This window comes from Kitasatospora sp. NPDC059747 (genome assembly GCF_042732955.1).
GTDB lineage: Bacteria > Actinomycetota > Actinomycetes > Streptomycetales > Streptomycetaceae > Kitasatospora.
Genome location: NZ_JBHWGV010000064.1, coordinates 21229 through 46606 on the forward strand (window position 1 = coordinate 21229; position 25378 = coordinate 46606).

Annotated in this window: 26 protein-coding genes; 3 read left to right on the top strand and 23 right to left on the bottom strand. The window is 74.4% G+C overall.

Annotated elements, in window-relative coordinates:
• Window positions 1-123 precede the first annotated feature (123 nt).
• From ACFV4G_RS25940 to ACFV4G_RS25960, 5 genes are read right to left on the bottom strand one after another with little or no spacing between them, the layout of a single operon-like run.
• Entirely contained in the window at window positions 124-1113 is a 990-nt protein-coding gene (locus tag ACFV4G_RS25940; protein WP_380444347.1) for an ABC transporter ATP-binding protein, read from the bottom strand.
• Complete coding sequence (locus ACFV4G_RS25945) at window positions 1113-2111, bottom strand: ABC transporter ATP-binding protein (protein WP_380444349.1); 999 nt, start codon at window positions 2109-2111, stop codon at window positions 1113-1115. Before ACFV4G_RS25945 ends, ACFV4G_RS25940 begins: the two co-directional genes overlap by 1 nt.
• The gene (locus tag ACFV4G_RS25950; protein WP_380444351.1) at window positions 2111-3097 is read right to left on the bottom strand and encodes an ABC transporter permease; all 987 of its coding nucleotides are present in this window, start codon (window positions 3095-3097) and stop codon (window positions 2111-2113) included. Before ACFV4G_RS25950 ends, ACFV4G_RS25945 begins: the two co-directional genes overlap by 1 nt.
• On the bottom strand, window positions 3094-4068 hold the full coding sequence (locus tag ACFV4G_RS25955) for an ABC transporter permease (RefSeq protein WP_380444353.1): 975 nt from the start codon (window positions 4066-4068) through the stop codon (window positions 3094-3096). Before ACFV4G_RS25955 ends, ACFV4G_RS25950 begins: the two co-directional genes overlap by 4 nt.
• 11 nt (window positions 4069-4079) lie before the next feature.
• Entirely contained in the window at window positions 4080-5831 is a 1752-nt protein-coding gene (locus ACFV4G_RS25960; RefSeq protein WP_380444355.1) for an ABC transporter substrate-binding protein, read from the bottom strand.
• A gap of 167 nt (window positions 5832-5998) precedes the next feature.
• Between ACFV4G_RS25960 and ACFV4G_RS25965 the strand changes: the two genes are divergently transcribed.
• Window positions 5999-7447, top strand: a complete 1449-nt coding sequence (locus ACFV4G_RS25965; RefSeq protein ID WP_380444357.1) for an aminopeptidase P family protein — start codon at window positions 5999-6001, stop codon at window positions 7445-7447.
• A gap of 9 nt (window positions 7448-7456) precedes the next feature.
• On the opposite strand, the gene ACFV4G_RS25970 is transcribed toward ACFV4G_RS25965, so the two are convergent.
• The 3 genes from ACFV4G_RS25970 to ACFV4G_RS25980 are packed head-to-tail and all read right to left on the bottom strand — an operon-like array spanning window position 7457 to window position 10401.
• Window positions 7457-8479, bottom strand: a complete 1023-nt coding sequence (locus tag ACFV4G_RS25970) for a nitronate monooxygenase (protein ID WP_380444359.1) — start codon at window positions 8477-8479, stop codon at window positions 7457-7459.
• Window positions 8480-8524: 45 nt separating this feature from the next.
• Entirely contained in the window at window positions 8525-9157 is a 633-nt protein-coding gene (locus ACFV4G_RS25975; RefSeq protein ID WP_380444361.1) for a response regulator, read from the bottom strand.
• Window positions 9154-10401 (bottom strand): sensor histidine kinase, encoded by a 1248-nt coding sequence (locus tag ACFV4G_RS25980; protein ID WP_380444363.1) that lies wholly within the window; start codon window positions 10399-10401, stop codon window positions 9154-9156. The genes ACFV4G_RS25975 and ACFV4G_RS25980 overlap by 4 nt, the downstream gene beginning before the upstream one ends.
• A 162-nt stretch (window positions 10402-10563) precedes the next feature.
• On the opposite strand from ACFV4G_RS25980, the gene ACFV4G_RS25985 reads away from it, so the two are divergent.
• Window positions 10564-11640, top strand: a complete 1077-nt coding sequence (locus ACFV4G_RS25985) for an ABC transporter permease (protein WP_380444365.1) — start codon at window positions 10564-10566, stop codon at window positions 11638-11640.
• A complete protein-coding gene (locus ACFV4G_RS25990) occupies window positions 11637-12368 on the top strand; it encodes an ABC transporter ATP-binding protein (RefSeq protein WP_380444367.1) in 732 nt (243 codons plus the stop codon). The genes ACFV4G_RS25985 and ACFV4G_RS25990 overlap by 4 nt, the downstream gene beginning before the upstream one ends.
• Here the strand turns inward: ACFV4G_RS25990 and ACFV4G_RS25995 are convergent.
• The 15 genes from ACFV4G_RS25995 to ACFV4G_RS26065 form a co-directional block, all read right to left on the bottom strand.
• Complete coding sequence (locus ACFV4G_RS25995) at window positions 12298-12894, bottom strand: Uma2 family endonuclease (RefSeq protein WP_380444369.1); 597 nt, start codon at window positions 12892-12894, stop codon at window positions 12298-12300. The two genes, ACFV4G_RS25990 and ACFV4G_RS25995, sit on opposite strands and share 71 nt — an antisense overlap.
• A gap of 100 nt (window positions 12895-12994) precedes the next feature.
• A complete protein-coding gene (locus ACFV4G_RS26000; protein WP_380444370.1) occupies window positions 12995-13705 on the bottom strand; it encodes a GntR family transcriptional regulator in 711 nt (236 codons plus the stop codon).
• A gap of 145 nt (window positions 13706-13850) precedes the next feature.
• Window positions 13851-14798 carry an ornithine cyclodeaminase family protein gene (locus ACFV4G_RS26005; RefSeq protein ID WP_380444372.1) on the bottom strand — a complete coding sequence of 316 codons (948 nt, stop codon included), beginning with the start codon at window positions 14796-14798 and terminating at the stop codon, window positions 13851-13853.
• Window positions 14795-15823: a proline racemase family protein gene (locus tag ACFV4G_RS26010; RefSeq protein ID WP_380444374.1), complete on the bottom strand. Its 1029-nt coding sequence runs from the start codon at window positions 15821-15823 to the stop codon at window positions 14795-14797. Before ACFV4G_RS26010 ends, ACFV4G_RS26005 begins: the two co-directional genes overlap by 4 nt.
• On the bottom strand, window positions 15823-17187 hold the full coding sequence (locus ACFV4G_RS26015; RefSeq protein ID WP_380444376.1) for an aldehyde dehydrogenase family protein: 1365 nt from the start codon (window positions 17185-17187) through the stop codon (window positions 15823-15825). Before ACFV4G_RS26015 ends, ACFV4G_RS26010 begins: the two co-directional genes overlap by 1 nt.
• A 40-nt stretch (window positions 17188-17227) precedes the next feature.
• Window positions 17228-18232, bottom strand: a complete 1005-nt coding sequence (locus ACFV4G_RS26020) for a proline racemase family protein (protein WP_380444378.1) — start codon at window positions 18230-18232, stop codon at window positions 17228-17230.
• Between the two features lie 62 nt (window positions 18233-18294).
• Window positions 18295-19158, bottom strand: a complete 864-nt coding sequence (locus tag ACFV4G_RS26025; protein ID WP_380444402.1) for a dihydrodipicolinate synthase family protein — start codon at window positions 19156-19158, stop codon at window positions 18295-18297.
• A 136-nt stretch (window positions 19159-19294) separates the two neighbouring features.
• Window positions 19295-20665, bottom strand: a complete 1371-nt coding sequence (locus ACFV4G_RS26030; protein WP_380444380.1) for an NAD(P)/FAD-dependent oxidoreductase — start codon at window positions 20663-20665, stop codon at window positions 19295-19297.
• Window positions 20666-20777: 112 nt separating this feature from the next.
• A complete protein-coding gene (locus tag ACFV4G_RS26035; RefSeq protein WP_380444381.1) occupies window positions 20778-21095 on the bottom strand; it encodes a (2Fe-2S)-binding protein in 318 nt (105 codons plus the stop codon).
• Between the two features lie 36 nt (window positions 21096-21131).
• Window positions 21132-22292 (bottom strand): NAD(P)/FAD-dependent oxidoreductase, encoded by a 1161-nt coding sequence (locus ACFV4G_RS26040; protein WP_380444383.1) that lies wholly within the window; start codon window positions 22290-22292, stop codon window positions 21132-21134.
• A 139-nt stretch (window positions 22293-22431) separates the two neighbouring features.
• Window positions 22432-23322, bottom strand: coding sequence for a twin-arginine translocase subunit TatC (gene tatC, locus ACFV4G_RS26045; protein ID WP_380444404.1), 891 nt, complete (start codon window positions 23320-23322; stop codon window positions 22432-22434).
• A 127-nt stretch (window positions 23323-23449) separates the two neighbouring features.
• Window positions 23450-23740 (bottom strand): Sec-independent protein translocase subunit TatA, encoded by a 291-nt coding sequence (tatA, locus tag ACFV4G_RS26050; RefSeq protein ID WP_380444385.1) that lies wholly within the window; start codon window positions 23738-23740, stop codon window positions 23450-23452.
• A 192-nt stretch (window positions 23741-23932) separates the two neighbouring features.
• On the bottom strand, window positions 23933-24109 hold the full coding sequence (locus ACFV4G_RS26055) for a hypothetical protein (protein ID WP_359972417.1): 177 nt from the start codon (window positions 24107-24109) through the stop codon (window positions 23933-23935).
• Between the two features lie 41 nt (window positions 24110-24150).
• The gene (locus ACFV4G_RS26060; RefSeq protein WP_380444387.1) at window positions 24151-24381 is read right to left on the bottom strand and encodes a hypothetical protein; all 231 of its coding nucleotides are present in this window, start codon (window positions 24379-24381) and stop codon (window positions 24151-24153) included.
• Between the two features lie 3 nt (window positions 24382-24384).
• Window positions 24385-25341, bottom strand: coding sequence for a helix-turn-helix transcriptional regulator (locus ACFV4G_RS26065; RefSeq protein ID WP_380444389.1), 957 nt, complete (start codon window positions 25339-25341; stop codon window positions 24385-24387).
• Between the last annotated feature and the right edge of the window lie 37 nt (window positions 25342-25378).

Below are 25378 nucleotides of genomic sequence, written 5' to 3' on the forward strand. Positions count from 1 at the left end.
GGGCCCCGCCCCGCCCCGCCACCCACCCCACACCCTATACCCGGCCAAACCAGCGCCTCCACCCGGGAGGGGCCCGCCCCTCCTGTGGACCCCCCCCCCCCCCCCCCGGGGGTCTGGGGCCGGTCAGGCCTCCGGGAAGTGGCAGGCCGCCTCCCGGCCGCCCGGACCGGCGAGCTTCAGCAGCGGCCGCTCCGTCCGGCACACCTCCTGCGCCTTCGGGCAGCGCGGGTGGAACGTGCAGCCGGACGGCGGGTTCGCCGGGCTCGGCGGGTCGCCCGCCAGGACGATCCGCTCGCGCGCCCGCTCCGCGGCCGGATCGGGCAGCGGCACGGCCGACAGCAGCGCCTTCGTGTACGGGTGCGCCGGGTTGCCGTACACCTCGGCCTTGTCGCCGATCTCGACGATCCGGCCCAGGTACATCACCGCGACGCGGTCGCAGACCCGCTTGACCACCGAGAGGTCGTGCGCGATGAACACGTAGGCGAGGCCCAGCTCGCGCTGCAACTCCTCCATCAGGTTGACGACCTGCGCCTGGATCGACACGTCGAGCGCGGACACCGGCTCGTCGGCGATCACCAGCTTCGGCGAGGTGGCCAGCGACCGGGCGATGCCGATGCGCTGCGCCTGGCCGCCGGAGAACTCGTGCGGGTAGCGGTCGAGGTGCTCGGGGATCAGCCCGACCAGCTCCATCAGCTCGCCGGCCCGCTTCCGCGCCTCGGCTGCGCCCGCCCCCTGGACCAGCAGCGGCTCGGAGATGATCCGGGCCACCGTCTGCCGGGGGTTGAGCGAGGAGTACGGGTCCTGGAAGACCATCTGCAAGTGCCGCCGGTGCGGCCGCAGTCGGGACTGGGACAGGCCGCCGATCTCGGTGCCGTCGAAGGTGACGGTGCCGGCGGTCGGGTCGAGCAGCCGGACGATCATCCGCCCGGTGGTGGACTTGCCGCAGCCGGACTCGCCGACCAGGCCCAGGGTCTCGCCCCGGCCGACGTCGAAGGACACCCCGTCGACGGCCCGGATCGGCGCGCCCGGACGCCCGGTGCGACTGCGGCGCCCCGGGAACGTCTTCACCAGGTCCCGTACGGAGAGCAGGGTTTCACCCGTCGATCGAGCCATCACAGGACCCCTTCCGGCACCAGCGGCAGGTGGCAGGCGGCCTGGTGGCCGGGGCCGAGCGGGCCGAATTCGGGGCGCTCGGCCAGGCAGCGGGCGTGCTCCTCGGCGGTCGCGGCGGTGGTGCGGGCGCAGCGCGGTGCGAAGGAGCAGCCGGGGGCGGGGGCGATCAGCGACGGCGGGCTGCCGGGGATGGCCCGCAGCGGGGCGTCGTCGGTGTCGTCGAGGCGGGGCAGCGAGTCGAGCAGGCCGCGGGTGTAGGGGTGCGCGGGGGCGCCGAACAGCCGGTCCACCGGGGCCTGTTCGGCGGCCCGTCCGCCGTACATGACGAGCACCTCGTGGGCGACCCGGGCGACGACGCCGAGGTCGTGGGTGATCATGACGACGCCGAGGCCGCGCTCCTGCTGGATCCGGGCGATCAGGTCGAGGATCTGCGCCTGCACGGTGACGTCGAGGGCGGTGGTGGGCTCGTCGGCGATCAGCAGGTCGGGTTCGCAGGCGAGCGCCATGGCGATCATGACGCGCTGGCGCATGCCGCCGGAGAACTGGTGCGGGTACTCGTCGACGCGGCGGGCCGGTTCGGGGATGCCGACCTCGGCGAGCATCTCGACGGCGCGCTGCCGGCCGGCCCGGCGGCCCGCCCGGAAGTGCACCCGGTAGTGCTCGGCGATCTGCTCGCCGACGGTGTAGAAGGGGTGCAGGCTGGACAGCGGGTCCTGGAAGATCATCGCGATCCGCCGGCCCCGGACGGTGCCCAGCTCCCGTTCGCCGAGCCCGTTCAGCTCCCGTCCGTCCAGCCGGATCGAGCCGGTGACGGCGGCGCCGCGGTGCAGGCCCATGACGGCGAGCGAGGTGACGGACTTGCCGCTGCCGGACTCGCCGACCAGGCCGAGCGTGCGCCCGGCGTCGACGGTGAAGGAGATGCCGTCGACGGCCCGGACGGTGCCGCGCGGGGTGTCGAACGAGACCCCGAGGTCGTCGACTTCCAGAAGAGCGGCCATCAGTACCTCACTCTCGGGTCGACGAACGCGTAGAGCAGGTCGACCAGCAGGTTCGCCGCGACGATGAAGGAGGCCGCGAGCAGGGTGACGCCGAGGATGACCGGCTGGTCGGAGCGGACCAGCGCGTCGTAGAAGAGCCGTCCGACGCCGGGCAGTCCGAAGATGGACTCGGTGATGACGGCGCCGGCCAGCAGCCCGCCGAGGTCCATGCCGAAGATGGTCAGGATCGGCGTCATCCCGGAGCGCAGCCCGTGCTTGACGGTGACGGTGCGCCCCGGCAGCCCCTTGGCACGGGCGGTGCGGATGTACGGTTCCGCCATCGCCTCGATCATCGAGTTGCGGCTCTGCCGGGCGTACATGGCCGCGTACAGCAGGGCGAGCGCGATCCACGGCAGGAGCAGGTTGGAGGCCCACGGCACCGGGCCGTCGGTGAACTTGTGGTACGCCGGGTAGGGCAGCAGCCCGGCCGTCCTGACGACACCCCAGATCAGCATGATCGAGGTGAAGTAGACCGGCAGCGACGCGGCGCCGACCGAGAACACCATCAGCGTGCGGTCGACGGCCGTGTCCTTGCGCAGCGCCGAGGTGACGCCCGTGCCGAGGCCGAGGGCCAGCCAGAGCACGGCCGCGCCGAGCGCCAGCGAGACGGAGACCGGCAGCCGGTCGGTGAGCAGGTCCCAGACCGGCAGCGAGTACTCGTAGGAGTAGCCGAGGCACGGGAAGCCGCAGTGCACGGCGCTGGGGCCACTGCCGTAGTCGCGGCCGGCGAAGATGCCGGTCAGGTAGCCGGCGAACTGCTCCCAGACCGGCCGGTCCAGGCCCATCGCGGCCTTGACGTCGGCGAGCCGCTCGGGGCTGCAGGTCTTGCCGCAGGCCGCCGCGGCCGGGTCGCTGGGCAACAGGTAGAAGATGGTGAAGGTGATGGCGGTGATGGCGAGCAGGATGCCGGCCGCGCCGAGCAGCCGGCGGCCGAGGTAGAGGATCACGACCGGCCTCCCCGGGGGTCCAGGATGTCGCGCAGCGCGTCGCCGAGCAGGGTGAAGGCGAGCACGGCGAGGAACAGGAAGGCCGTCGGGATCAGGAAGTACGTCGGGTCGGTCTCGTAGAAGTTGATGCTCTCGGCGATCATCTGGCCCCAGGAGGGGGTCGGCGGGCGCACGCCGACGCCGAGGTAGCTGAGCGCGGCCTCGGTCGCGATCATGCCGGGGACGAGCAGCGTCGTGTAGGCGATGACCGGGCCGGAGACGTTGGGCAGGATCTCGCGGGTGAGGATCCGCCAGGGGCGGGCGCCGCCGACCTTGGCCGCCTCGACGTACTCGCGATGCTTGAGCGAGAGCGTCTGGCCGCGGACCACCCGGGCGATGCCGGGCCAGGTGAACAGGCCGATGACCAGGGTGATCAGCAGGATCCGGTTGACGTCCTTGGCCACCGACATCATCGCGATCATGAAGATCAGGGACGGGAAGGACATCGTGAGGTCCATCAGCCGGGAGAGCAGCGAGTCCGTCCGGCCGCCGAAGTAGCCGGCGGCGATCCCGGCCAGGGTGCCGGTGGCCACGACCACGGCGGTGGCGGTGAAGGCGATCAGCAGCGAGACCTGGCCGCCGTGCAGGACCCGGGCGAACAGGTCGCGCCCGGTCGACGGTTCGACGCCCAGCCAGTGCCGGGTGCCGATCCCGCCGAAGTCCCCGATCGGCTGGCCGCCGAGGTACGGGTCGATCGCGCGCTTGTCGAACTCGTCGGGGGACCAGCCGCCGAGCGCGCTCAGCGGGCCGGCCAGTGCGGCGAGCAGCACCAGGACGGCGACGGTGACCAGGCCGAACCGGGCCGAACCGCGGGCCCACAGCCGGTCCCGGACGAGCCGCCAGGGCCCGCGCCCGGCGGCCTTCGCGGGGCCCGCCGCCCCCGCCCGCGCGGTGGCGGGCTCGGTGGCGGCGGGCTCAGTGGTGGCAGTCATCGGACGATCCCTCAGCCCTGGCTCTTGGCGGGGTCCTTGAGGCCGATCGTGGCGAAGTCCCACTGACCGGTCCACACCGGGTGCCCGAAGGCGCCGGCCACGTTCGTCCCGGCCAGCAGCGGGCGGCGCTGCCAGAGCATCGGCACGGTCGGCGCCTTCTTCATCAGGTCGTCGCCCAGCTGGAGCCAGGCCTTGTTGGCCTCGGCGACGTCGGTCATCGCGCTGATCTGGTCGATCCGGTCCGAGGTGGCCTGGTCGCGGAACTGCTCGACGTTGCCCTGGTTGCCCTTCTCCTTGATGGTGCGGCCGTCGAAGACCATGGGCAGGAAGGTCGCGCCGGACGGGTAGTCCGGGCACCAGCCGAGGATGGCGAGGTCGGGCGCGTTCTTGGTGTCACCGATGGTGTCGTAGTAGACGGACGGGTCGGCGGTGGTGATGGTGACCTGGATCCCGGCCTTGGCCAGCGACTGCTGGAGCGCCTCGGCCCGGGTCTTGTCGCCGGAGGAGACGGTCAGCGAGACCTTGAGGTCGGTCTTGCCCGCGTCCTTGAGCAGCTGCTTGGCCTTCTCCGGGTCGCCGGTCGGGGCGATCTTCAGCGTGTCCACCTTGGTGCCGCCGGTCATCGCGGGCGGCAGGTAGGCGGTGGCCACGTCGCCCATCGCCGGGCCGCCGTTCGCGGTGACCTGGGCGTCCCGGTCCACCGCGTACATCAGCGCCTCGCGCACCTTCGGGTCGTCGAACGGCGCCTTGGAGGTGTTGGGGTAGAGCATGTCGGTGCAGCCCTGCTGCTCGGCGATCAGCCGGGACTTCACGTCCGGCTTGGGCAGCACCTTCGCGACCGACTCCGGGCGCAGGTTCATCCACTCGACCGCCGAGGCGTCGGCGCCCTCGCTCGCGATGATCCGGTCGTCGACCTGCCCGCCCTTGAGGCCCTGGACCACCACGATCTTGTCGGGGTAGGCCTTGCGGACCGGGTCGGTGGCCGGGTCCCAGCCGGTGTTGCGGACGAGCGTCAGCTGCTTGCCGCGGTCGTAGGTCTCGATCTTGTACGGGCCGGAGGAGAACGGGCGCAGGTCGTACTGCGTGCCCTTGTCCTGGGCCTGCGGCACGGGCGCGAACGTCGGCAGGGTCGCGGTGTAGGAGAACTCGGCCACCGGGCGCTTGAGGTGGAAGACGACGGTCCGGTCGTCCGGGGTCTCGATGCTCGCCAGGTGCTCGCCGTTCAGCGGGCCCTTGTAGTTCTCGCCGCCGGCCAGGTACTGCTGCGCGTAGTCGGGGCCGCCGGTGAGGTCCGGGGCGAAGGAGCGCTCGACGTTGTACTTGATGTCGGCGGACCTGATCGGCGTGCCGTCCTCGTACTTGACGCCCTCCCTGAGGGTGAAGCTCCAGGTCTTCCCGCCGTCCGAGGAGCGGCCGAGGTCGGTGGCGAGGTCGGGGACGATCTCGCTGCCGGCGGCGCCCGGCTCCGCCTTGAAGGTGACCAGGGTGCGGTAGAGCAGCCGGATGCCGAAGTCCATGTTCGGCATGGTCCAGTTGCGGGCCGGGTCGAGGTGGGCGAAGTCCTGGTTCGAGAGGACGGTCAGGGTGCCGCCCTTCACCGGGGTGCCGCCGACGATCGAGCCGGAGGCGGCGCCGGGGGCCCTGGTGCTCTCGGCCCGGCTGTCACCGCCGCTGTCGCTCTTGTCGTTCGTGCAGGCCCCGAGGCCGAGGGTGAGGGTCGCCGCGAGGGCTGCCGCGAGCGCGGCGTGGGTGCGCCTGGTCATGTTGCAACTCCGCTGTGGGGGCCGGGTCTGGCCGCTCCGCTGTGTGACCCGTAACATAGTAATGTGAAATTGCACTGCACAAGAGCTCGCGCCGCCCGTTACCGAGCTGTGTCCGGCGCCCTACCGCCCGGCGCCCTACCGCCCGTGCCACGTCGAGGAGTTCACCGGTGACCCTCCGTCAAGCCGACCTCAACACGGGGAGCCACGACCTCCCCGTCTCCCCCGCCCTCGACGCCTTCATGGCCACGCGGTGGGCCCCCAGCCCGCTGCCCGCCGACCGGCGCGCACCCGGTCACGACCGCCTCCCCGGACGGCACGCCCGGCTCTCCGCCGCGTTCCCCGGCGAGCGGCTGGTCGTCCCCGCCGGCCGGCTCAAGGTCCGCTGCAACGACCTCGACCACCGCTTCCGCCCGCACAGCGCCTACGCCTGGCTCACCGGCCTCACCGGCGAGGACCAGGCCGACCACGTCCTCGTCCTCGAACCGGCCGGCCCCGCCGGACACGAACCCGTGCTCCACCTGCGGCCCCGCTCCCCGCGCGACGGCGCCGAGTTCTACCGCGACCGCCGCTACGGCGAGTTCTGGGTCGGCCGCCGCCCCGACCTCGCCGAGGCCGCCGCGCTCACCGGCCTGCGCACCGAACACCTCGACGACCTCGCCAAGCTGTTCACCGGACCGCAGCCGCCGACCCGCGTCCTGGCCGGCACCGACCCGTTCGTCGACTCCCTGCGGACCGGCGCCGACGCCCTCCGCGACCGCGAACTGGCCGCCGTCCTCTCGGAGTTGCGCCTAGTCAAGGACACCTGGGAGGTCGACCAGCTCCAACTCGCCGTCGACCACACCGTCCTGGGGTTCGAGGACGTCGTCCGCGCCCTGCCCGCCGCCCTGCGCCACCCGCGCGGCGAACGCTGGATCGAGGGCGTTTTCGACCTCCGCGCCCGCGCCGAGGGCAACGGCACCGCCTACACCACCATCGCCGCCTCCGGCGCCCACGCCTGCGTCCTGCACTGGATCCGCAACGACGGCGCCCTCGCCCCCGACGCCCTGCTCCTCCTCGACGCCGGCGTCGAGACCGACACCCTGTACTCCGCCGACATCACCCGCACCCTGCCCCTGAGCGGCACCTTCACCCCCGCCCAGCGCCAGGCCTACGACCTCGTCCTCGCCGCCCAGAGCGCCGGCATCGCCGCCCTGCGCCCCGGCGCCCGCTTCCGCGACTTCCACCGCGCCGCCATGCGGGTCATCGCCGAAGGCCTCGCCGACTGGGGCGTCCTGCGCATCCCCGCCGACCAGGCCCTCGACGAGGACAACGGCCTGTACCGCCGCTACACCCTCTGCGGCAGCGGCCACATGCTCGGCCTCGACTACCACGACTGCGCCCAGGCCCGCGCCGACCGCTACCTAGACGGCACCCTGGAGGAGGGCATGGTCCTCACTGTCGAACCCGGCCTCTACCTCCAACCCGACGACGAGACCCTCCCCCTGGAACTCCGCGGCCTGGGCATCCGTATCGAGGACGACCTCGTCATCACCCCCGACGGCGCCCGCCTGATGTCCAGCGCCCTCCCGAGGACACCGGAGGCCATCGAGTCCTGGATGGCCGACCTGCTGCGGTAGAGCCCTCTACTACCCCCGCGCCGCCCGCCAGAGGTCCGCGACGAGCTGCTCCGCCGGGCCCGGGCGTGCCAGCCGGTGGGCGGTGCCTGCCCAGAGGTGCATGGACCGGGTGTCGGCGCGGCGGGTGGCGGCGGCGCGGAGGGGGCTGGTGAGGTGGTGGACCTCGGGGTAGGCGGGCGGGGCGTAGGGGCCGTAACGGTCGATGAAGGCGTTGCGCAGGCCGCGGGCCGGGCGGCCGGTGAAGGCGCGGGTGACGACGGTCTCCGGCAGTCCGGTGAGCGCCGCCCGGTGGGCCCGGGACGCGCCGGACTCGTCCGCGCGCAGCAGCGCCGTCCCCAGCTGCACCGCCACCGCCCCCGCCCGCAGCGCCGCCGCGATGGACGGGCCGTCGCCGAGTCCGCCGGCGGCGATCAGCGGCAGGTCGGTCACCGTCCGTACGGTGCCCAGGAGTTCGAGCAGCGGCACCTCTCCCGGCTCGTCCGCGACACGGTGGGTGCCCCGGTGGCCGCCCGCCTCCGGGCCCTGCACGCAGAGCGCGTCCATGCCGACCGCCTCCGCCGCCCGCGCCTCCTCGGGCGTGGTGACGGTGCCCACCTGGAACGACCCCGCCGCGCGGACGGCCGCGGCCTCCGCCGCCGTGGGCAGCCCGAAGGTGTACGAGACGACGTCCACCGGATCGGCCAGCAGCACGTCGAGCTTGGCCTCCCAGTCGTCCCGGTCCGGCCCGGTCTCCTCGGGCAGCCGGACGTCCCACCTCTCGGCCTCCGGCCGCAGCCGCTCCCGGTAGGCCGCGACCGCCGCCGGATCGCCGGGCGCGGCCGGGACGAAGAGGTTCACGCCGAAGGCCCGGTCGGTCGACTTCCGTACGGCGGCGATCTGTTCGGCCGTCCCGGCCGCCGTCCGGTACCCCGCGGCCAGGAACCCCAGCCCGCCGGCCCGGTTCACCGCCGCCACCAGCTCGGGGGTGGACGCCCCGCCCGCCATCGGCGCGGCGATCACGGGAACGGCGAGTTCATCGAGAAGACGGGCCATCGGCGGGTTCCTCCACTCCGGAGAACGGTTCGAACCCGCCCCACCCTACGCCCGCCGAATCAGCCCCCGGCCGCGCGCCTCCCGCACCGCCGCCGTGCGCGAGTCGACCCCCAACTTCGTGTAGATGTGCACCAGATGCGACTTCACCGTGGCCTGGCTCAGGTGCAGCCGCTGGCTCACCTGCTGGTTGGTCAGCCCGTCCGCGACGAGTCCCAGCACCTCGATCTCCCGGTTGCTGAGCGACGCCGCGGGCGTCCGCATCCGCTCCAGCAGCCGGTCCGCGACGGTCGGCGCGAGCGCCGTCCGGCCCGCCGCCGCGGCCCGCACCGCCTGGGCGAGCTCCTCCGGCGGGGCGTCCTTCAGCAGGTACCCGGTGGCGCCGGCCTCCAGGGCGGGCAGGGTGTCCGCGTCCGTGTCGTACGTCGTGACGACGAGCACCCGCGGCGCCCCCGCGCGGGCGGTGATCTCGGCCGTGGCCTGGGCACCGTTCATCGCCGAGCCGGGCCCGAACTGGAGGTCCATGAGCACGACGTCGACCCCGCCCGCGGAGGCCAGCTCGACCGCCCGTTCGGCGGTCGCCGCCTCCCCGACGATCGTGAAGTCCGGTTCGCCCTCCAGGACGGCCCGCAGCCCGGCCCGCACCACCGGGTGGTCGTCCGCCAGCAGCAGCCTGATCACGCCCCCACCTCCGTCGCCGGGAACCCCGGCTGCACCGGCGGCACGGGCGGCACCGCCGGCACCGGCAGCAGCACGGCGAGCGCCGTGCCCTCGCCGGGCGCCGACTCCACCGTGAAGGTGCCGCCGAGCGCCCGGGCCCGGGCCCCCATCGACGGCAGCCCGAACCCGCCGTCGTCGCGCGCCGGGCGCCCCGGGAGCGCCGCCGGATCGAACCCGGCCCCGTCGTCGAACACGTCGAGTGCCACCTCGCCCTCCATGTAGCTGAGCGTCACCTCGGCGTGCGAGGCCCGCGCGTGCCGGACGGTGTTGCCGAGCGCCGACTGCGCGATCCGCAGCAGCGCGACCTCCTGCGGCACCGGCAGCCGCACCGCCTCCCCGGAGACGTGCAGGTGGACGGGCAGCCCGCTGTGCGCCGTCGTGGTGGCGCACAGCCGCTCCAACGCGACGGGCAGCGGGTCGCCGTCGAGCGCGGGCGGGGTGAGCGCGCGGACGAAGCGCCGGGCCTCGTCGAGGTTGTCCTGGGCGGCCTGCCGGGCCTGCTCGACGTAGCCGGCCGCGGCGTCCGTGCGCTCCGGCAGGGCCCGCTGGGCGGCCCGGAGCAGCAGCTGGATGCTGCTGAGGCTCTGCGCGAGGGTGTCGTGGATCTCCCGGGCGAGGCGTTCGCGCTCGGCGAGCACCCCGGCGGCGTGGTGGGCGGTGGCGAGGTCGGCGCGGGCGGCGGTGAGCTCGTCGATCAGCCGGCGGCGCTCCTCGCTCTCCCGGTACAGCGCCTGGTAGCCGAGGACGGTCGCGGTGGCGACGGCGGCGCCGAGCGCGGGCCCGATCGACGCGGCCACGCTGAAGGTGTGCTGGTGCCAGGACCACGCGGCGATCGCGGCGGCGGCGGTCAGCCCGACGGCGGCGAGTCCGCCCCGGCGGCCGAGCAGGTGCAGTTCGAGGAAGTACAGCGGGAACGCCAGCCACACCCCGTCCTGCGTGGCCACGAGCACGCCCGCCCAGGTGACGCCGAGCAGCGCGAGCCACAGCGCGGCCGCCCGGCGCGAGCGGCGGATGACCGCGAGCCTCGGCCCGGCCGCGTAGGCGGCGCCCATGGCGGTGGCGGCGGCGGTCACGGACGCCGGGTCGCCGTCGCGGCCGGTGAAGGCGCGGGCGACGGCGAGGACGAGCAGGCCCGCCACGAGCAGGTGCAGGCAGACCTGGAGGACGCGGGCGACGGGGGTGGTGCGGAAACGTTCGGTCGCCATCCGTCCAGCCTAAGTTCCGCGTTGCGGGCCCGGCATCAATCAAAAGGTTGAACTCCGCTTCTGCCCTTCGATGCCGAGGATGCAATCCCCCGTGCGATGCCCGCGGGCCCCCTTCCCGGCGACGGTGTGGGCACACAGTCGTTTCGTGCAGAGAGGCCCGTCGTGTTCGTCGCCTGGAGGGACCTGGGGTTCGCCAAGGGGCGGTTCGCCCTGATGGGGACCGTCATCGTGCTGATCACCGTGCTGGTCGGCCTGTTGTCCGGGCTGACCGCCGGGCTCGGCCGGCAGAACGTCTCGGCGATCACCGGCCTGCCGGCCGACCACCTGGTGTTCGGACGGCCCGCCGACGGGCAGCAGCTGTCCTTCACCGACTCCCAGGTCACCCCGGAGCAGTGGCAGGCCTGGTCACACGAGCCGGGCGTGACCTCCGCCCAGCCGCTCGGCATCACCACCACCAAGGCCGCCGCCGGGCAGCGCACCGCGGCACTCTCCGCGTTCGGCGTCCCGGACGGCTCCGGGCTGGCCCCGCAGGGCGCCCGCATCACCGCCGGCCAGGCGGTGCTGTCGAAGACCGCCGCCGCGAACCTCGGCGGGCTGACCGCCGGCGCCGGCTTCACGATGGCCGGCCACCCGCTCACCGTCGCCGCCGTCGACGGCGACGCCGCCTACAGCCACACCCCCGTGATCTGGACCAGCCTCGCCGACTGGCAGGCGTTCGCCCCCGGCGGCACCGGCCACGCGACGGTCATCGCACTCACCGCCGCGAAGGGCGCCGACCTCGGCGCGGCCGACGCCCGCCTCGGCACCGAGACCCGCACCCGCGACGACGCGCTCGCCGCGATCGGCTCCTACACCTCCGAGAACGGCTCGCTGCAGCTGATGCGCGGCTTCCTGTTCGCCATCTCCGCCCTGGTCATCGGCGCGTTCTTCACCGTCTGGACGATCCAGCGCAGCGGCGACGTCGCCGTCCTCAAGGCCCTCGGCGCCTCCACCCGCTACCTGCTGCGGGACGCGCTCGGCCAGGCCGTCCTGCTGCTGGTGCTCGGCACCGCGGCGGGCACCGCGATCGCCCTGGGAGCGGGCTCGCTGATCGGCTCCGCCGTCCCGTTCGTCCTGGACGCCCCGACCCTGCTGCTGCCCGCCGCCGTGATGATCGCCCTCGGCGCCGTCGGCGCGGCCCTGTCCATCCGCCGGATCACCTCCGTCGACCCGCTGACCGCCCTCGGGAGCGCCCGATGACCCTCCACCTCGACCACGTCACCCTGACCTACCCGGACGGCGACGACCGGCTCACCGCCCTCGACGACGTCTCCCTGACCGTCCCCGCGGGCACCATCACCGCCGTGGTCGGCCCGTCCGGCTCCGGCAAGTCCAGCCTGCTCGCCGTCGCCGCGACCCTCATCGCCCCCGACTCCGGCCGGGTCGTCGTGGACGGCACCGACACCACCGGCCTCACCCGCGCCGAACTCACCGCGCTGCGCCGCACCCGCATCGGCGTCGTCTTCCAACAGGCCAACCTGCTGCCATCCCTGACCGCCGCCGAACAGCTCCAGGTGATGGCCCACCTCGACGGCCGCTCCCCCCGCGCCGCCCTCCCCCGCGCCCTCGAACTCCTCGACGCCGTCGGCCTCCGCGACCAGGCCCACCGCCGCCCGCACCAGCTCTCCGGCGGCCAGCGCCAACGCGTCAACATCGCACGGGCGTTGATGAACGACCCGAAGGTCCTGCTGATCGACGAACCCACCAGCGCCCTCGACCACGAGCGCGGAGCAGCCGTCCTGGACCTGATCACCACCCTCACGCACCAGCGCGCGACGGCGACGGTCCTGGTCACCCACGACCGCACCCACCTGACCGCCGTCGACGAGACCGCCGAGGTCCACGACGGCCGGCTGACTACTTCTTCGCAGCCAGCACGTCGTCCACCGCTAGTGTCACCGGTGCCCCGATCGACTCCGGCAGTGTGAACGACTGCCCGGGGTGGTGGACGGCGTGTACCCGGTACTCGCCGTCCTTGGGGTCGGTGAGCACCATGACGCGCTGGTTCTTCCGGTCCACGATGACGTAGACGGGCACTTCAGCCTCGGCGTACGCAAAGGGCTTCTTCTTCAGGTCGTCACTGACGTTCGACGACGTGACCTCCAGCACGAGACGGAACGCCGCTGGGTCGTAACAGTTGTACTCGATCAGGTGATCATCAATGTCGGCATCGACGATCGACAGATCGGGCACCGCATAATCCGAGGGCCCGTCCGGCAACCAGATGCCCACGTTCTGCAGAACGTCGACCTCGTCCCCATCGAGGCCGGCCGCAAAAAGTACCCGCATGAGGCGACTCAGCGACTTACCGTGCGAAACATCCGGCGGCGGCGTCACGGTGATCTGGCTCCCGACGATCTCGACCCGATGCCCGGCGAACCGGTTCGAGATCAGCTCGGCGGCTTCGAGCAGCGTCAGCTGCCCCATCGGTTCTTCCACTGCTGCGGCGGACATGGAGTTCCTCCTGACTGCCGATGTCGAGAACATCATCGTAGGACGCAGACGCCTTCCGACGCCCGATCTTCACCCCTCACCCGAACGAGTGGTTTAGCCTCTACCGCGCCCGCAGCCGCAGCGCCGTGCGGGGCTCCTCCTGGGCCTCCTGGCCGTTGGCCCACAGGGAGCGCACGTGGCTCAGGTGCCGCGTCATGCAGGCCTCCGCCGCCTCCGCGTCGCCCGACAGCATCAGGTCCAGCAGCTCCAGGTGCTCCTCCGCCGAGGACACCAGCTCACCACGCTCGTCGAGGCGGTTCAGCCCGTACAGCCGCGAGCGCTTGCGCAGGTCCCCCACCACGTCCACCAGCCGCGCGTTGCCCGCGAGGCCCAGCAGGTCGAGGTGGAACTGGCGGTCCGCCTCCAGGTAGCCGATCAGATCGTGCTTGCGCGCGGCGGCCACGATCGCCTCGGCCTGCGGGCGCAGCCGCTCCAGCTGCTCGGCGGTGGCCGTGCGGGTGACCCGGCCGACGGTCGGGACCTCGATGAGGGCGCGGATCTCGGTGTAGTCGTCGAGGTCCCGCTCGGTGAGTTCGGTGACCCGGAAGCCCTTGTTGCGGACGGCCTCCACCAGGCCCTCGCGGGCGAGGTCGAGCATGGCCTCGCGCACCGGCGTGGCGGAGACGCCGAAGTCGGCGGCGAGCGCGGGCGCGGAGTAGACGACGCCGGGGCGCAGCTCCCCGGAGATCAGGGCGGCGCGCAGTGCGTGGGCGACCTGGTCGCGGAGCCGCTCCTGCACGGAGATCAGGGTGCGGGACTTGAGCTCGGCCATGGTGTTCCTCCGGGTCGGTGCAGAACACCAGCGTACAATGTCACGTTACGGTGCGTGCGCAACGGTCCGCGATTCGAGCCGCAGCTCATCGTGGCAGCGGCCGTCGGCCGTGACAACGGCCGGCGGCCCACGGAACCCGCCGTCCTCAGCCGCCCGCGTGCACCTCCGCCGCCACGGCCAGGTCCTCCCAGGCCATGCCGACGCTCTTGAAGAACCGCGGCCGGTCCGCCGGTACGTGGACGTCGCCGCGCACCAGCTCGGCCAGGTTCCACACCTGGCGTCCGGAGACCCCCGCCATGATCAGGTCCCCGGCCTCGCGGGCCGCCACCGCCCGCGCCTCGACGTAGAGTTCGGCCCGCCCGACCAGCGCGGCGTCCACCTCCCGCGCGTCCGGCTCGTGCGAGCCGACCGCCGCGACGGCCGCGTGCGCGGGCACCAGCGCGCCGTCGAACAGCGGCGTGCGCGCGGTGGTGCAGCACACCACCACGTCCGCCGCCGCGACGGCCTCCGGCCCGCCGACCGAGGCCGCCAGCCCGAGCCCCTGCCCGTACGCGGCCAGCGCCTCGGCGGGCCCGGCGCTGCGCGCGACCACGGTGAGCCGGGTCAGCGGCCGGATCGCGAGCAGCGCGTCGAGGTGCCCGTACGCCTGCGGCCCGGCGCCGAACAACACGAGGTGCGCGGCCTCCGGCGGGGCGAGCCGGCGCAGGGCGACGGCGGTGACGGCGGGCGTGCGCAGCGCGGTGAGCGCGGCGCCGTCGAGCAGCGCGACGGGCTGGAGGGTGGGCCCGTCGAGCAGGAGGTAGCTGCCGGTGATCCGGGGCAGGCCGCGCCCGGGGTTGGCGGGCGCGACACCGGCGATCTTGACGCCCGCGTACCGCCCGGCGGCGGCGGGCATCATCAGCAGTTCGCCGGCCGGGACGGGCACCCCGGTGCGGACGGGCGCGGCCTCGGGGTCGAACCCGTCGAGCAGCATCCGCTCGACCGCGCCGGCGGCCCGGGCGGGCGTGACGGACCCGGTGCCCGACACGGCGTACCGGAGCGGCTCGGTCGCCGTGCCGGGCGGTACGGAGTAATTCGCGTCAGAAGAAGTCACAGCAGGAATCCTGCCCCGAGCCCGTCCCCTTCTTCCAGCACGAATCCGTGTTCCCCGGTGCGGTGCGCCGTCCCCGTCACCTCCGTGACGACGCCGGAGCCCAGCGGGTCGCCGCCCGGCAGCACCCGCCCGTGGAACACCGTCCCGATGACCGACTCGTGCCGCAGCTCCTCGCCCGGCGCGAGCCGCCCCTCGGCCGCGAGCACCGCGAGCCGGGCGGAGGTGCCGGAGCCGCAGGGCGAGCGGTCGATCTGCCCGTCCGCGAAGACGGTGACGTTCCGCTGGCTCAACCCTTCGCCGTCCCAGGGGAGTTCGTCGTACAGCACGACCCCGTACACGCCCGAGAGCCGCGGGTCCGACGGATGCGCCACCGCCTCCGAACCCTCCAGCGCCCGCCTGATCTCCCGCCCTGCGGCGGTGAGTTCCGGCAGCCGGGCGGTGTCGACGGTCAGGCCCAGCGCCGCCGCCGACACCGAGGCGTAGCAGGCCCCGGCGTGCGCCACCGCGACCTCCACGGTGCCGCGCGAGGTCGCCACCGCCAGCTTCGGCGCGCTCACCCGCGACGGCACGTTGCGGAAGGTCACCCCGGTGGTGCGCCCGCCGGCCCGGTGGACGAGGGCCGTGACGCGCCCCGACGGCACGTCGATCCGCACCCGCGCCACGCCGTCCGCGGGGGCCGCGACCAGCCCGGAGTCGACCGCCCACGCGCCGAGCGCGATGGTGCCGTGCCCGCAGGCCGTCGAGTAGCCGTCCTTGTGCCAGAACAGGACGCCCAGGTGCGCCTCGTCGTCGTCCGGCGGCACCAGGAACCCGCCGTACATCCCGGCGTGCCCGCGGGGTTCGCGGCCGAGCAGCCGGCGGACGTCGTCCAGCGCACCCGGCCGGGGCGCGGTGGCACTGCCGCCCGCGCCGATCGCGATGGCCCGCCGCTCGGCGACGCTGTCCCCGGGGATCACCGGGGCGCCGTCCAGCACGATCCGGAACGGCTCGCCGGCCGTGTGGTAGTCGACGGTCCGGACGTACATCACACACCCCCGGCGGGCAGCACGCTGACCGTCCGCCCGACGGTGTAGAAGTCGAGCGCCGCCTGCCCCTGCTCACGCTCCCCGTGGCTCGCGCCCTTGGCGCCGCCGAACGGCAGGTGGAAGTCGACGCCGCTGGACGGCGCGTTGATCCGGATCATGCCCGCGTCCAGCCGGTCGGCGGCCGCCAGGGCGACGTCCAGACTGCGGCTGTGCACCGAGGTGGCGAGGCCGTGCGGGGTGTCGTTGGCGAGCGCGATCGCCGCGTCGAGGTCGGGCGCGGCGTGCAGCACGGCGACCGGGCCGAAGAACTCCTCGCGCGCCAGCGGGTGTTCGGCGGGCACCCCGGTGAGCAGCGCCGGTTCGACGTACCAGCCGGCCCGCGCGGGCACCCGTCCGCCGGTGAGCAGTTCGGCCCCGGCGGCCACGGCCGACTCGACGGCCCCCGTCAGCCGGTCCCGGGCCGCGGCGTTGATGACGGGCCCGCAGACCGCGTCGTCCGCCGCCTCCAGCGCCTTGACCAGCGCGTCCCGCAGCGGCTCGTACGCCTCGCCGACCGCGATCACCCGGCTGGTGGCGGTGCACTTCTGCCCCGCGTACCCGGCGACGGCGGCGGCGATGTGCCCGGCGGCCTGCGCGATGTCGGCGTCCGGCAGCACCAGCGCCGCGTTCAGCCCGCCGAGTTCGGCCTGCACGGGCACGCCGCGCTCGGTGGCCGCCCGCACGACGGCCCGGCCGACCCCGGTGGAGCCGGTGAACGACACCACGTCCGCCGCGTCGACCAGCGCCGCGCCCTCCTCCGCGCCGCCCGGCAGCACCGTGAGCACGTCCGCCGGCAGCCCGGCGAGCGCCACCAGTTCGGCCAGCCGCAGCGCGCACGCGGTCGCCTCCGGGGCCGGCTTGAGCACCGCGGCGTTGCCGACCGCCAGCGCCGGCGCGGCCTTCCAGCTCGGGATCGCCAGCGGGAAGTTCCACGGCGCGATCAGCCCGGCCACCCCGTGCGGCCGCCGCCGGGTGAGCAGCAGCCCGGGCCCGCCGGCGGTCTCGTGCACGGCCCCGGAGGGCGCGTACGGCGCCTGCGCGTAGTACCGCCAGATCGCCGCCGTCCTGGCGACCTCGCCGCGCGCCTCGGCGAGCGGCTTGCCGACCTCGCGCACGACCAGCGAGGCCAGCTCCTCCGCGTGCGCCTCGACCGCGTCGGCGATCCGGCCGAGCGCCGCCGACCGGGCGCCGGCGCCCGCGGCGAGCCACCGCGCCTGGGCGCCGCGGGCCCGCGCGACGGCGGCCCGGACGGCGTCGGCGCCGGGTTCGTCGACGGCGACGACGAGGTCCGCGGGGTCGGCGGGGTTGTACGAGGTGATGGTCACAGCCAGAAGCCCTTCGGGTGGAGCGTCACAGCAGGCTCCGTCACAGCAGGAAGCCGGCGGGGAACGGGTCGGTGGGGTCGAGGAAGTACTGGGCGGTGCCGGTCACCCAGGCCCGCCCGGTGACGGTCGGCACCACCGCGGGCCGCCCGGCCACCTCGGTCTCCTCGACCAGCCGCCCGGTGAAGGTGGTCCCGATGAAGGAGTCGTTGCGGAAGTCCCGCCCGAGCGGCAGTTCGCCGCGCGCGTGCAGCTGCGCCATCCGCGCCGAGGTGCCGGTGCCGCACGGCGAGCGGTCGAACCAGCCGGGGTGGATGGCCATCGCGTGCCGCGAGTGCTCGGCGGTCGAGCCGGGGGCGAGCAGTTGCACGTGGTGGCAGCTGTGGAAGGACGGGTTCTCCGGGTGCACCGGCCGCTCGGGGCCGGCGTTGATGGCGTCCATCAGGGCCAGCCCGGCGGTGAGGATGTCCTGCTTGCGCTCGCGCTCGAACGGCAGCCCGAACTCGGCGAGCGGCAGGATGGCGTAGAAGTTGCCGCCGTAGGCGAGGTCGTAGCTGACCGTCCCGTACCCGGGCACGTCGATCTTGCGGTCGAGCGCGACGGCGTACGAGGCCACGTTGCGGATGGTCACGGCCTTGGCCGCGCCGTCCTCGACCCGCACCTCGGCGACCACGAGCCCGGCGGGCGTGTCCAGCCGCACGGTCGTCACCGGCTCGACGACCGGCACCATCCCGGTCTCCACCAGCACGGTGGCGACACCGATCGTGCCGTGCCCGCACATCGGCAGCAGCCCGGAGACCTCGATGAACAGCACCCCGTAGTCGGCGTCCGGCCGGGTCGGCGGCTGCAGGATCGCGCCGCTCATCGCGGCGTGCCCGCGCGGCTCGTACATCAGCAGGGTGCGGAAGTGGTCCAGGTGCTGCTGGAAGTGCACCCGGCGCTCGGCCATGGTGGCACCCGGGACGACACCGAACCCGCCGGTGACGACCCGGGTCGGCATGCCCTCGGTGTGCGAGTCGACGGCGTGGAACACGTGACGGCTGCGCATGTGTCGGAACTCCCTCGGAGGATGGGCCGGCTGCCCCGTCAGCCGGCTCGTCGGCTACGGATTCAGGACAGGCCCTCGGCCAGCGCCTTCTCGGTGGCGGCCCGGACGGCCGCGTCGGCCTCGGCCCCCAGCGGCCGCCGCGGCGGCCGGACGGGCCCGCCGGGGCGCCCGGCGATGTCCATCGAGAGCTTGATGGCCTGGACGAACTCGGTCTTGGAGTCCCAGCGCAGCAGCGGGTGCAGCGCCCGGTAGAGCGGCAGCGCGGTCTCCAGGTCGTGCGCGACGGCGGCCTTGTAGAGCGCCGCCGAGGCCTCCGGCAGCGCGTTCGGGTAGCCGGCGATCCAGCCGACCGCGCCGGCCAGCGCGAGCTCCAGCAGCACGTCGTCCGCGCCGATCAGCAGGTCGAGCCCGGGCGCGAGTTCGGCGATCTCGTAGGCCCGGCGGACGTCGCCGCTGAACTCCTTGACCGCGACGATCGAGCCCTCGGCGTGCAGTTCGGCGAGCAGCGCGGGCACGAGGTCGACCTTGGTGTCGATCGGGTTGTTGTACGCGACGACCGGCACGCCCGCCCGGGCCACCTCGGCGTAGTGCGCGCGGACGGCGTCGTGGTCGGCCCGGTACGCGTTCGGCGGCAGCAGCAGGACGGAGCCGGCGCCCGCCTCCGCGGCCTGCTCGGCCCAGCGGCGGGACTCGGCGCTCCCGTACGCGGCGACGCCGGGCATGACGCGGGCGCCGTCGCCGGCCGCCTCGACGGCCACCCGGACGATGCGGGCGCGCTCGTCGTCGGTGAGCGTCTGGTACTCGCCGAGCGAGCCGTTGGGGACGACGCCGTCGCAGCCGTTGTCGATCAGCCAGCGGACGTGCTCGGCGTAGGCGTCGTAGTCGACGGAGAGGTCCTGGCGCAGCGGGATCGCGGTGGCGACCATGATGCCGCGCCAGGGCCGGGTGGTGTCGTGCGGGGTGTGGGACACGATGATGACTCCTTGGTGAGGTGTGACATTTTATTAGTGGGGACGGGCCGGAGACAAGAGTCCCCGGCCCCCGTGTTCGGTCGGGCCCGGCTCAGTCGCCGGCCGCCAGCTGCGAGAGCGGCACCGGGCAGGCGAACGGCCGCCGGTCGGGCCCCGCTCCCCCGTGACTGCAGGCGCCGCCGGCGCCGGACAGGCAGGCCACCGCCGGACCGCACATCCGGCCCTGGCACCACCCCATCCCCGCGCGGGTCAGCAGCTTGACGGTCCGCGGGTCCCCCGCGCCCAGCTCGTCCACCGCCTCCCGGATCGCCGCCACCGGCACCTCCTCGCACCGGCACACGTCGGTGTCCGGGCGCAGCCAGTCCGTCCAGCCGGGGCCGGGCCGGTGGGCGGCGGCCATCAGGGCGGCGAAGGCCCGCCGCCGGGCCCGGCGGCGCAGCAGCGCCGGCTCCGGGGTGCGGCCGGCGACCGCGTGCGCGGCCAGCGCGCCCTCCGCGACCGCGAGGTCCGCGCCGCCCACGCCGTTGGTCTCCCCCGCCGACCACAGGCCGGGGACGCTGGTGCGCAGCCGGGCGTCCACCCGCAGCGCGACCGCGCCGTCCGGGCCGGTCACGGTGTCCGCGCCGAGCTCGGTCGCGAGCTCGATCTGCGGCAGCAGGCCGTGGCCGACGGCGAGCGCGTCGCAGGCGATCCGGCGGCCGGTGCCGGGCACCGGCCGCCAGTCGGCGTCCAGCCGGGCCACCGTGACGGCGGTGACCCGGTCGGTGCCGTGCGCCTCGACGACGGCGCTGCGCGGGCGCAGCCGCACCCGGTGGCGCAGCAGCGCGCCGCCGTGCCCGGCGCCCTCGACGAGCTTGGCGGGAACGGCCGCCAGCACGCCGGGGCGCCGCGCGTAGCCGAGGTAGTCGCCGGCCTCGACCACCGCGGGCACCTCGGCCCCGGCGGTGACCAGCGAGGACGCCGCCGCGAGCAGCAGCGGCCCGCTGCCGGCCACGACGATCCGCCGGCCGGGCAGCACCAGCCCGGCCTTGAGCATGGCCTGGGCGCCGCCCGCGGTCACGACCCCGGGCAGGGTCCAGCCGGGGAAGGGCAGCTGCCGCTCGTACGCGCCGGTGGCGAGCAGCACGGCGGCGGCCCGCACGGTGGTCCGGTCACCGGCCTCCGGCCCGAGGGTGACGTGCGCGGCGAGTCCGTCGCCGGTGCGCTCCAGCGCCCACACCTGGTGGCCGCCGAGGAAGCGCACCTGCCCGGTCCGCTCGTGCGCGGCGAGCCGGCCGGCCAGGTCGGCGTAGACGGACCAGCCGTGGTGCAGCCGGTCGGGCCGGGCGGCCCGGAGGCCGGGCGCGGGGTGGCGGTAGTACTGGCCGCCGGTCTGCCGGCCCCCGTCGAGCAGCGCGCAGCGCAGCCCGAGGTCGGCGGCGGTGACGGCGGCGGCGAGCCCGGCCGGGCCGGCCCCGATCACCGCGAGGTCGTACGGGAAGGGCTGCGCCGCTTCCGGCGGCTCGACCGGCCCTGACGGCGCTGACGGACCTGACGGCGCTGGCGGACCTGACGGCTCGAACGGCTCGAATGGTTCAGACGGCGAGGTCGGCACGGCCGTGGCCCTCCTGGGTGGTGACGGTGGTGCCGGGCTCGGCGGGGAGCAGGCAGGTGCGCTGGTTGGGGCGGCCGTCGACGGTGGCGAGGCAGTCGAAGCAGGCGCCGATCCCGCAGAACGCCCCGCGGGGCCGCCCGCCGGCCCGGGTGGTGCGCCAGGCGAGGACGCCGTCGGCCCAGAGCGCGGCGGCGATCGACTGGCCGGGCAGCGCGGGCACGGGCCGTCCGTCGAAGTCGATGTGGTGGGCGGGCCCGGGCTCGGCCCCGACCAGCTCGGCGGGTGTGCGGCGGCGCATCGAGGGCCTCTCCAATCCGGTCGGGGGAAGTGCGGGTCAGGCGGCCGGGAATCGGTCGGCCCGGAACGGCGTGAGGTCGAACTCCGGCTGCTTGCCGGTCAGTTGTTCGGCGATCAGCAGCCCGGTCGCCGGGGCGAGCCCGATCCCGGCGCCCTCGTGCCCGCACGCGTGGTAGAGCCCGGGCACGCGCGGGTCGGCGCCGACCGCCGGCAGGTGGTCCGGCAGGTAGGGGCGGAATCCCCGGTAGGCGCGCATCACGGCGACGTCCGCGAGCACCGGGAACAGTTCGGCCGCCTGCGCGGCGAGCCGCCGCAGCACCTCCCGGGAGAGCGTCCGGTCGAAGCCGACCCGCTCCCGGCTGGCGCCGATCAGCACCGGCCCGCCGGGCGTGCCCTCGACCACGGCCGAGGTCTCCAGCCCGGCCGACCCGCTGGCCACGTTGGCGACGTAGTCGGCGGCGTAGACCTTGTGCCGCACGATCCGCGGCAGCGGCTCGGTGACGAGGACGAACCCGCGCCTGGGCAGGACGGGCAGGTGCACCCCGGCCAGCGCGGCGAGCTCCCCGCCCCACGTCCCGGCGGCGTTGACGACGGCGGGCGCGTCCAGCCGCCGCCGGTCGGTCCCGACGCCGAGGACGGCGCCGTCCGCCCCCCGGCGGACGGTCCGGACGGTCTCACCGGTGATCAGTTCCGCGCCCATCCGCCGGGCCGCGCGCAGCAGGTGGGCGGCGGCGAGGGCGGGCTGCACCTGGGCGTCCTGCGGGTAGTGGAAGCCACCGGCCATGCCCGGCGAGAGGTGCGGTTCCAGCTCCCGCAGCCGCTCGGCGGGCACCTCCTCGGCGACCACCCCGGCGGCCGCCTGGCGCGCGGCGAAGGCGCGCAGGGCTTCCTGCCCGGCCGCGGCCTGGGCGACGACCAGGCCTCCCTTGGCCTCGTATTCCACGGCGGCGCCGAGTTCCCCGGCGAGCTCGCGCCACAGCCGGGTGCTGAGCAGCGCGAGGTCGAGCTCGGGCCCGGGCTCCTTGTCGGAGACCAGCAGGTTGCCCTCGCCGGCGCCGGTGGTGCCGCCGGCCACCGGCCCGCGGTCGACGACGGCGACGGCGAGCCCGGCGCGGGCCGCGTAGTAGGCGCAGGCGGCGCCGACGACTCCGGCGCCGACCACGACGACGTCCAGGGGAGGTCTCCAGGTCTTGGGCACGGCAGTAATATGTCACATGCCATCAGCCCTGCCAAGAGTGCCGCGACGAAACGCGAACCGGACCCAAGCGACGCAAAAGCCCCGGCCCGCCGCACACGGGGTGCGACGGGCCGGGGCCGGCGATCAGCGGATCAACGGATCAGGTGATGTCGTCCATCTGCTCCCGGCGCGCGGCCGGCACCGGAGCACTCGCCGCCGGCGCCGACGAAGCCTCGATGGCCTCCGCCCCCGCGACCGTTTCGACCGAGAGGTCCACGTGCGAGGCCTCCTCGTCGTCCAGGTCCGCGTCCGGGTTGTTGCGGCGCTTGCGCCGGTCGTTGAACAGCGCGATGCCCACCGCGGCGAAGTACAGCGCCCAGATCGGCGCGGCCAGCACCAGCATGCTGACCGGGTCGGCGCTCGGGGTGGCGAACGCGGCGAACACCGTGATGCCCATGACCATCCCGCGCCACCAGCCGAGCAGCCGCTTGCCGGTGACCATGCCGACCATGTTCATCATGACCAGCAGCAGCGGGAACTCGAAGGCCGCGCCGAAGACCAGCACCATGCGGGTGGCGATGTCGAAGTAGTCGTTGGGCGGCAGGATCGGCGTGGTCTTGTCCGGGGTGAACGAGATCAGCACCTGGACCGTGGTCGGCAGCGTCAGGATGGCGCAGCCCACGCCGGCCAGGAACAGCGGCGCCCCGGCCGCCATGAAGATGACCGTGTACTTCTTCTCGTGCCGGTGAAGGCCCGGCGCCACGAAGGCCCACACCTGCCACAGCCAGACCGGCACGGCGCCCACCACACCGGCCGTCAGTGCCACCTGGAGCATCCAGGTGAAACCGGAGGTCAGACCGATCGTCGAGACCTGAGCGCACTTCCCGTCGAACTGGTCGGCCGTGTCCGGGGTGCACTGCGGCAGCGGCTCCAGCAGGAAGTGTTCGATCGGCTTGTGGTAGATCGCCGCGACGATGGTGATCAGCACGATCGCGATGACCGACTTGACCACGCGATTGCGCAGTTCCCGCAGGTGATCGGCGAGGGCCATCCGCCCCTCAGGATCCTTGGACGCCTTCGGCGCCTTGGAGAGCTTGCTCAACCCCGGTCCTCAACTCGTGCGTCGAGGCCCGCCGGTCGACGGGCCTCCGTGGTCGCGTGCGTCACGTGCGCCGCGCTCAGTGCGGCCGGTCGCCGTCCGCGGCGGGCCGCTCGGCGGGCTCGGCCACCGGCCGGGCCGTGCCGGTGGCACCGGGCGCGGTCTGGATGGTCTTGGCCGCACCGCCGCTCACCGGCGGCGCCGGCGCGGGCTCCGCGGCCTCGCCGTCCGTGCGCATCGCCTTAGCCTCGCTCTTGAGGATCCGCATCGACTGGCCGAGCGAGCGCGCCAGATCGGGCAGCCGCTTGGCACCGAAAAGCACGATGGCGATTACCACGACCACGACGATCGCGGTCATCGAGATGCGCATGCTCGACCACCTTCAGTCAACGCGGCACCGGCGGACCGCCCGCGGCGGATGGTAACCGCTGCGGATGACACCCCGACGACGTCCGCCCGAACAAGGACAGCGGCCCCCGGTTCGCAGTTCGGGAGCCACCTCAGAGCGTAACCCGCCCCTACACCCGGGATGCAGTCCCCGTACGACCTGGTGACGCAGTCCTCAGCGGGAGGGCACCGCCGCCGCCAGCTCCTCGGCCGCGTCGGCCAGCGCCCGCGAGGCCGTGCCGACGCCCTTGGCCAGCGCCCGGACGTCCAGCCACAGCCGGATCCCGAGGACGCCGAGGACCAGCAGGCCCGCGGTGGCGAGCAGGACGGCGGCGACGAGCATCCAGGACATGCCGCCCACCCTATACGGGCCGAGGTCCCGGGCCCGGACTGCTACCCCTCGGCCGGGACGAGCCGCATGGTGCGCACTCCCGCCCCGGTGAGCGCCGCCACGATCTTCTCCCCCGCGGCCTTGCGCACCGCCGCCCCGCACAGTGGGCAGCCGAAGCTGTAGTGCGCCTGCTCCGGGGTGCGGCCGAGGGTCAGGCGGAACTCCTCGGCCGGCAGCTCCACCTTCTCCCGGCACTGCGAGCAGTAGACCTTGAATCTGGTACCGGGCTCCACGGCTCAGTCCCGCCCCTCCCCGTAGGCGGCCAGCGCCTCCCGGGCCGCCGCGCGCGCCTGCTCGGCGAGCTGCGGCGGCGACACGATCCGCCCGTCCCGGCCCAGCCGCAGCGCCAGCGGGCGCAGCTGGGAGGGGTCGGCGCTGCGCAGGGTGATCCGCAGGCCGCCGTCCGGCAGTTCCTCGGCCCGGTCGTGGGTGTAGTACTCGGCCACCCAGCGCCCGCCGGAGGACACCTCGACGACCACCTCCGGGTCGTCCGCCGCCGGGTTGACCAGCCCGCCGGACAGGTCCCGCGGCTCGCGCCGGGGCGGGTCGGCGGGCACGTCCAGGACCCGGATCTCGGCCACCCGGTCCAGCCGGAACGTCCGGTGGTCCTCCGAGGTGCGGCACCAGGCTTCCAGGTAGGTGTGGCCCTCGGTGAGCAGGCGGATCGGGTCGACCTCGCGCTCGGTCATCCCGCCGCGCCCGTGCGAGTAGTAGCGCAGCCACAGCCGGCGGCCCTCGCTCAGCGCGCGGTCGATGTCGGCGAAGACGTGACTCTCGGCCTCGAACGTCACGCCGACCCGGGCGCTGCCCTCGGCGCTCTCCCCCGCCGCGTTCTCGATCTTGGCGACGGCCCGGGTGAGCGCCTCCCGGTCCCCGGCCCGCAGACCGGGCAGCCCGGCCACCGCGCGGGCGGCGACCAGCAGCGCGGTGGCCTCGTCTGCGGCCAGCCGCAGCGGCTGCGCCACGTCGTCGACGTTGTGCCACCAGATCCGCTCGCCGTCGGTGTCGATGTCGAGCAGGTCGCCGCCGCGGAAGCTGGTGCCGCACATCGGCAGCACGTTGAGGTCCCCGATCAGCTCGCGCTCGGTGATCCCGAACGCGCGGGCCACCTCGGCGACCTCGGCCCCGGGCCGCTCCCGCAGGTAGGTGACCAGCGACAGCATCCGTCGCGTCTGGTCAATAGCGTTACTCATGCGTCCACCTCGCTGCGCTCGGCGGGCGCTTCGCACA

Excerpts from the sequence above, each read along its gene's own strand:
- ACFV4G_RS25990 (WP_380444367.1), top strand. The coding sequence starts at position 11,637 with ATGACCCTCCACCTCGACCACGTCACCCTGACCTACCCGGACGGCGAC.
- ACFV4G_RS25970 (WP_380444359.1), bottom strand. The coding sequence starts at position 8,479 with ATGGCCCGTCTTCTCGATGAACTCGCCGTTCCCGTGATCGCCGCGCCG.
- ACFV4G_RS25945 (WP_380444349.1), bottom strand. The coding sequence starts at position 2,111 with ATGGCCGCTCTTCTGGAAGTCGACGACCTCGGGGTCTCGTTCGACACC.
- ACFV4G_RS25955 (WP_380444353.1), bottom strand. The coding sequence starts at position 4,068 with ATGACTGCCACCACTGAGCCCGCCGCCACCGAGCCCGCCACCGCGCGG.
- ACFV4G_RS25960 (WP_380444355.1), bottom strand. The coding sequence starts at position 5,831 with ATGACCAGGCGCACCCACGCCGCGCTCGCGGCAGCCCTCGCGGCGACC.
- ACFV4G_RS26035 (WP_380444381.1), bottom strand. The coding sequence starts at position 21,095 with ATGCGCCGCCGCACACCCGCCGAGCTGGTCGGGGCCGAGCCCGGGCCC.
- ACFV4G_RS26025 (WP_380444402.1), bottom strand. The coding sequence starts at position 19,158 with ATGGTCGCCACCGCGATCCCGCTGCGCCAGGACCTCTCCGTCGACTAC.
- ACFV4G_RS25995 (WP_380444369.1), bottom strand. The coding sequence starts at position 12,894 with ATGTCCGCCGCAGCAGTGGAAGAACCGATGGGGCAGCTGACGCTGCTC.
- ACFV4G_RS26055 (WP_359972417.1), bottom strand. The coding sequence starts at position 24,109 with ATGTCCTGGATGCTCGTCGCCGCCGTCCTGCTCGCCACCGCGGGCCTG.
- ACFV4G_RS25940 (WP_380444347.1), bottom strand. The coding sequence starts at position 1,113 with ATGGCTCGATCGACGGGTGAAACCCTGCTCTCCGTACGGGACCTGGTG.
- tatC (WP_380444404.1), bottom strand. The coding sequence starts at position 23,322 with ATGGCCCTCGCCGATCACCTGCGGGAACTGCGCAATCGCGTGGTCAAG.
- ACFV4G_RS26010 (WP_380444374.1), bottom strand. The coding sequence starts at position 15,823 with ATGTACGTCCGGACCGTCGACTACCACACGGCCGGCGAGCCGTTCCGG.
- ACFV4G_RS26020 (WP_380444378.1), bottom strand. The coding sequence starts at position 18,232 with ATGCGCAGCCGTCACGTGTTCCACGCCGTCGACTCGCACACCGAGGGC.
- ACFV4G_RS25980 (WP_380444363.1), bottom strand. The coding sequence starts at position 10,401 with ATGGCGACCGAACGTTTCCGCACCACCCCCGTCGCCCGCGTCCTCCAG.
- ACFV4G_RS26000 (WP_380444370.1), bottom strand. The coding sequence starts at position 13,705 with ATGGCCGAGCTCAAGTCCCGCACCCTGATCTCCGTGCAGGAGCGGCTC.
- tatA (WP_380444385.1), bottom strand. The coding sequence starts at position 23,740 with ATGCGCATCTCGATGACCGCGATCGTCGTGGTCGTGGTAATCGCCATC.
- ACFV4G_RS26065 (WP_380444389.1), bottom strand. The coding sequence starts at position 25,341 with ATGAGTAACGCTATTGACCAGACGCGACGGATGCTGTCGCTGGTCACC.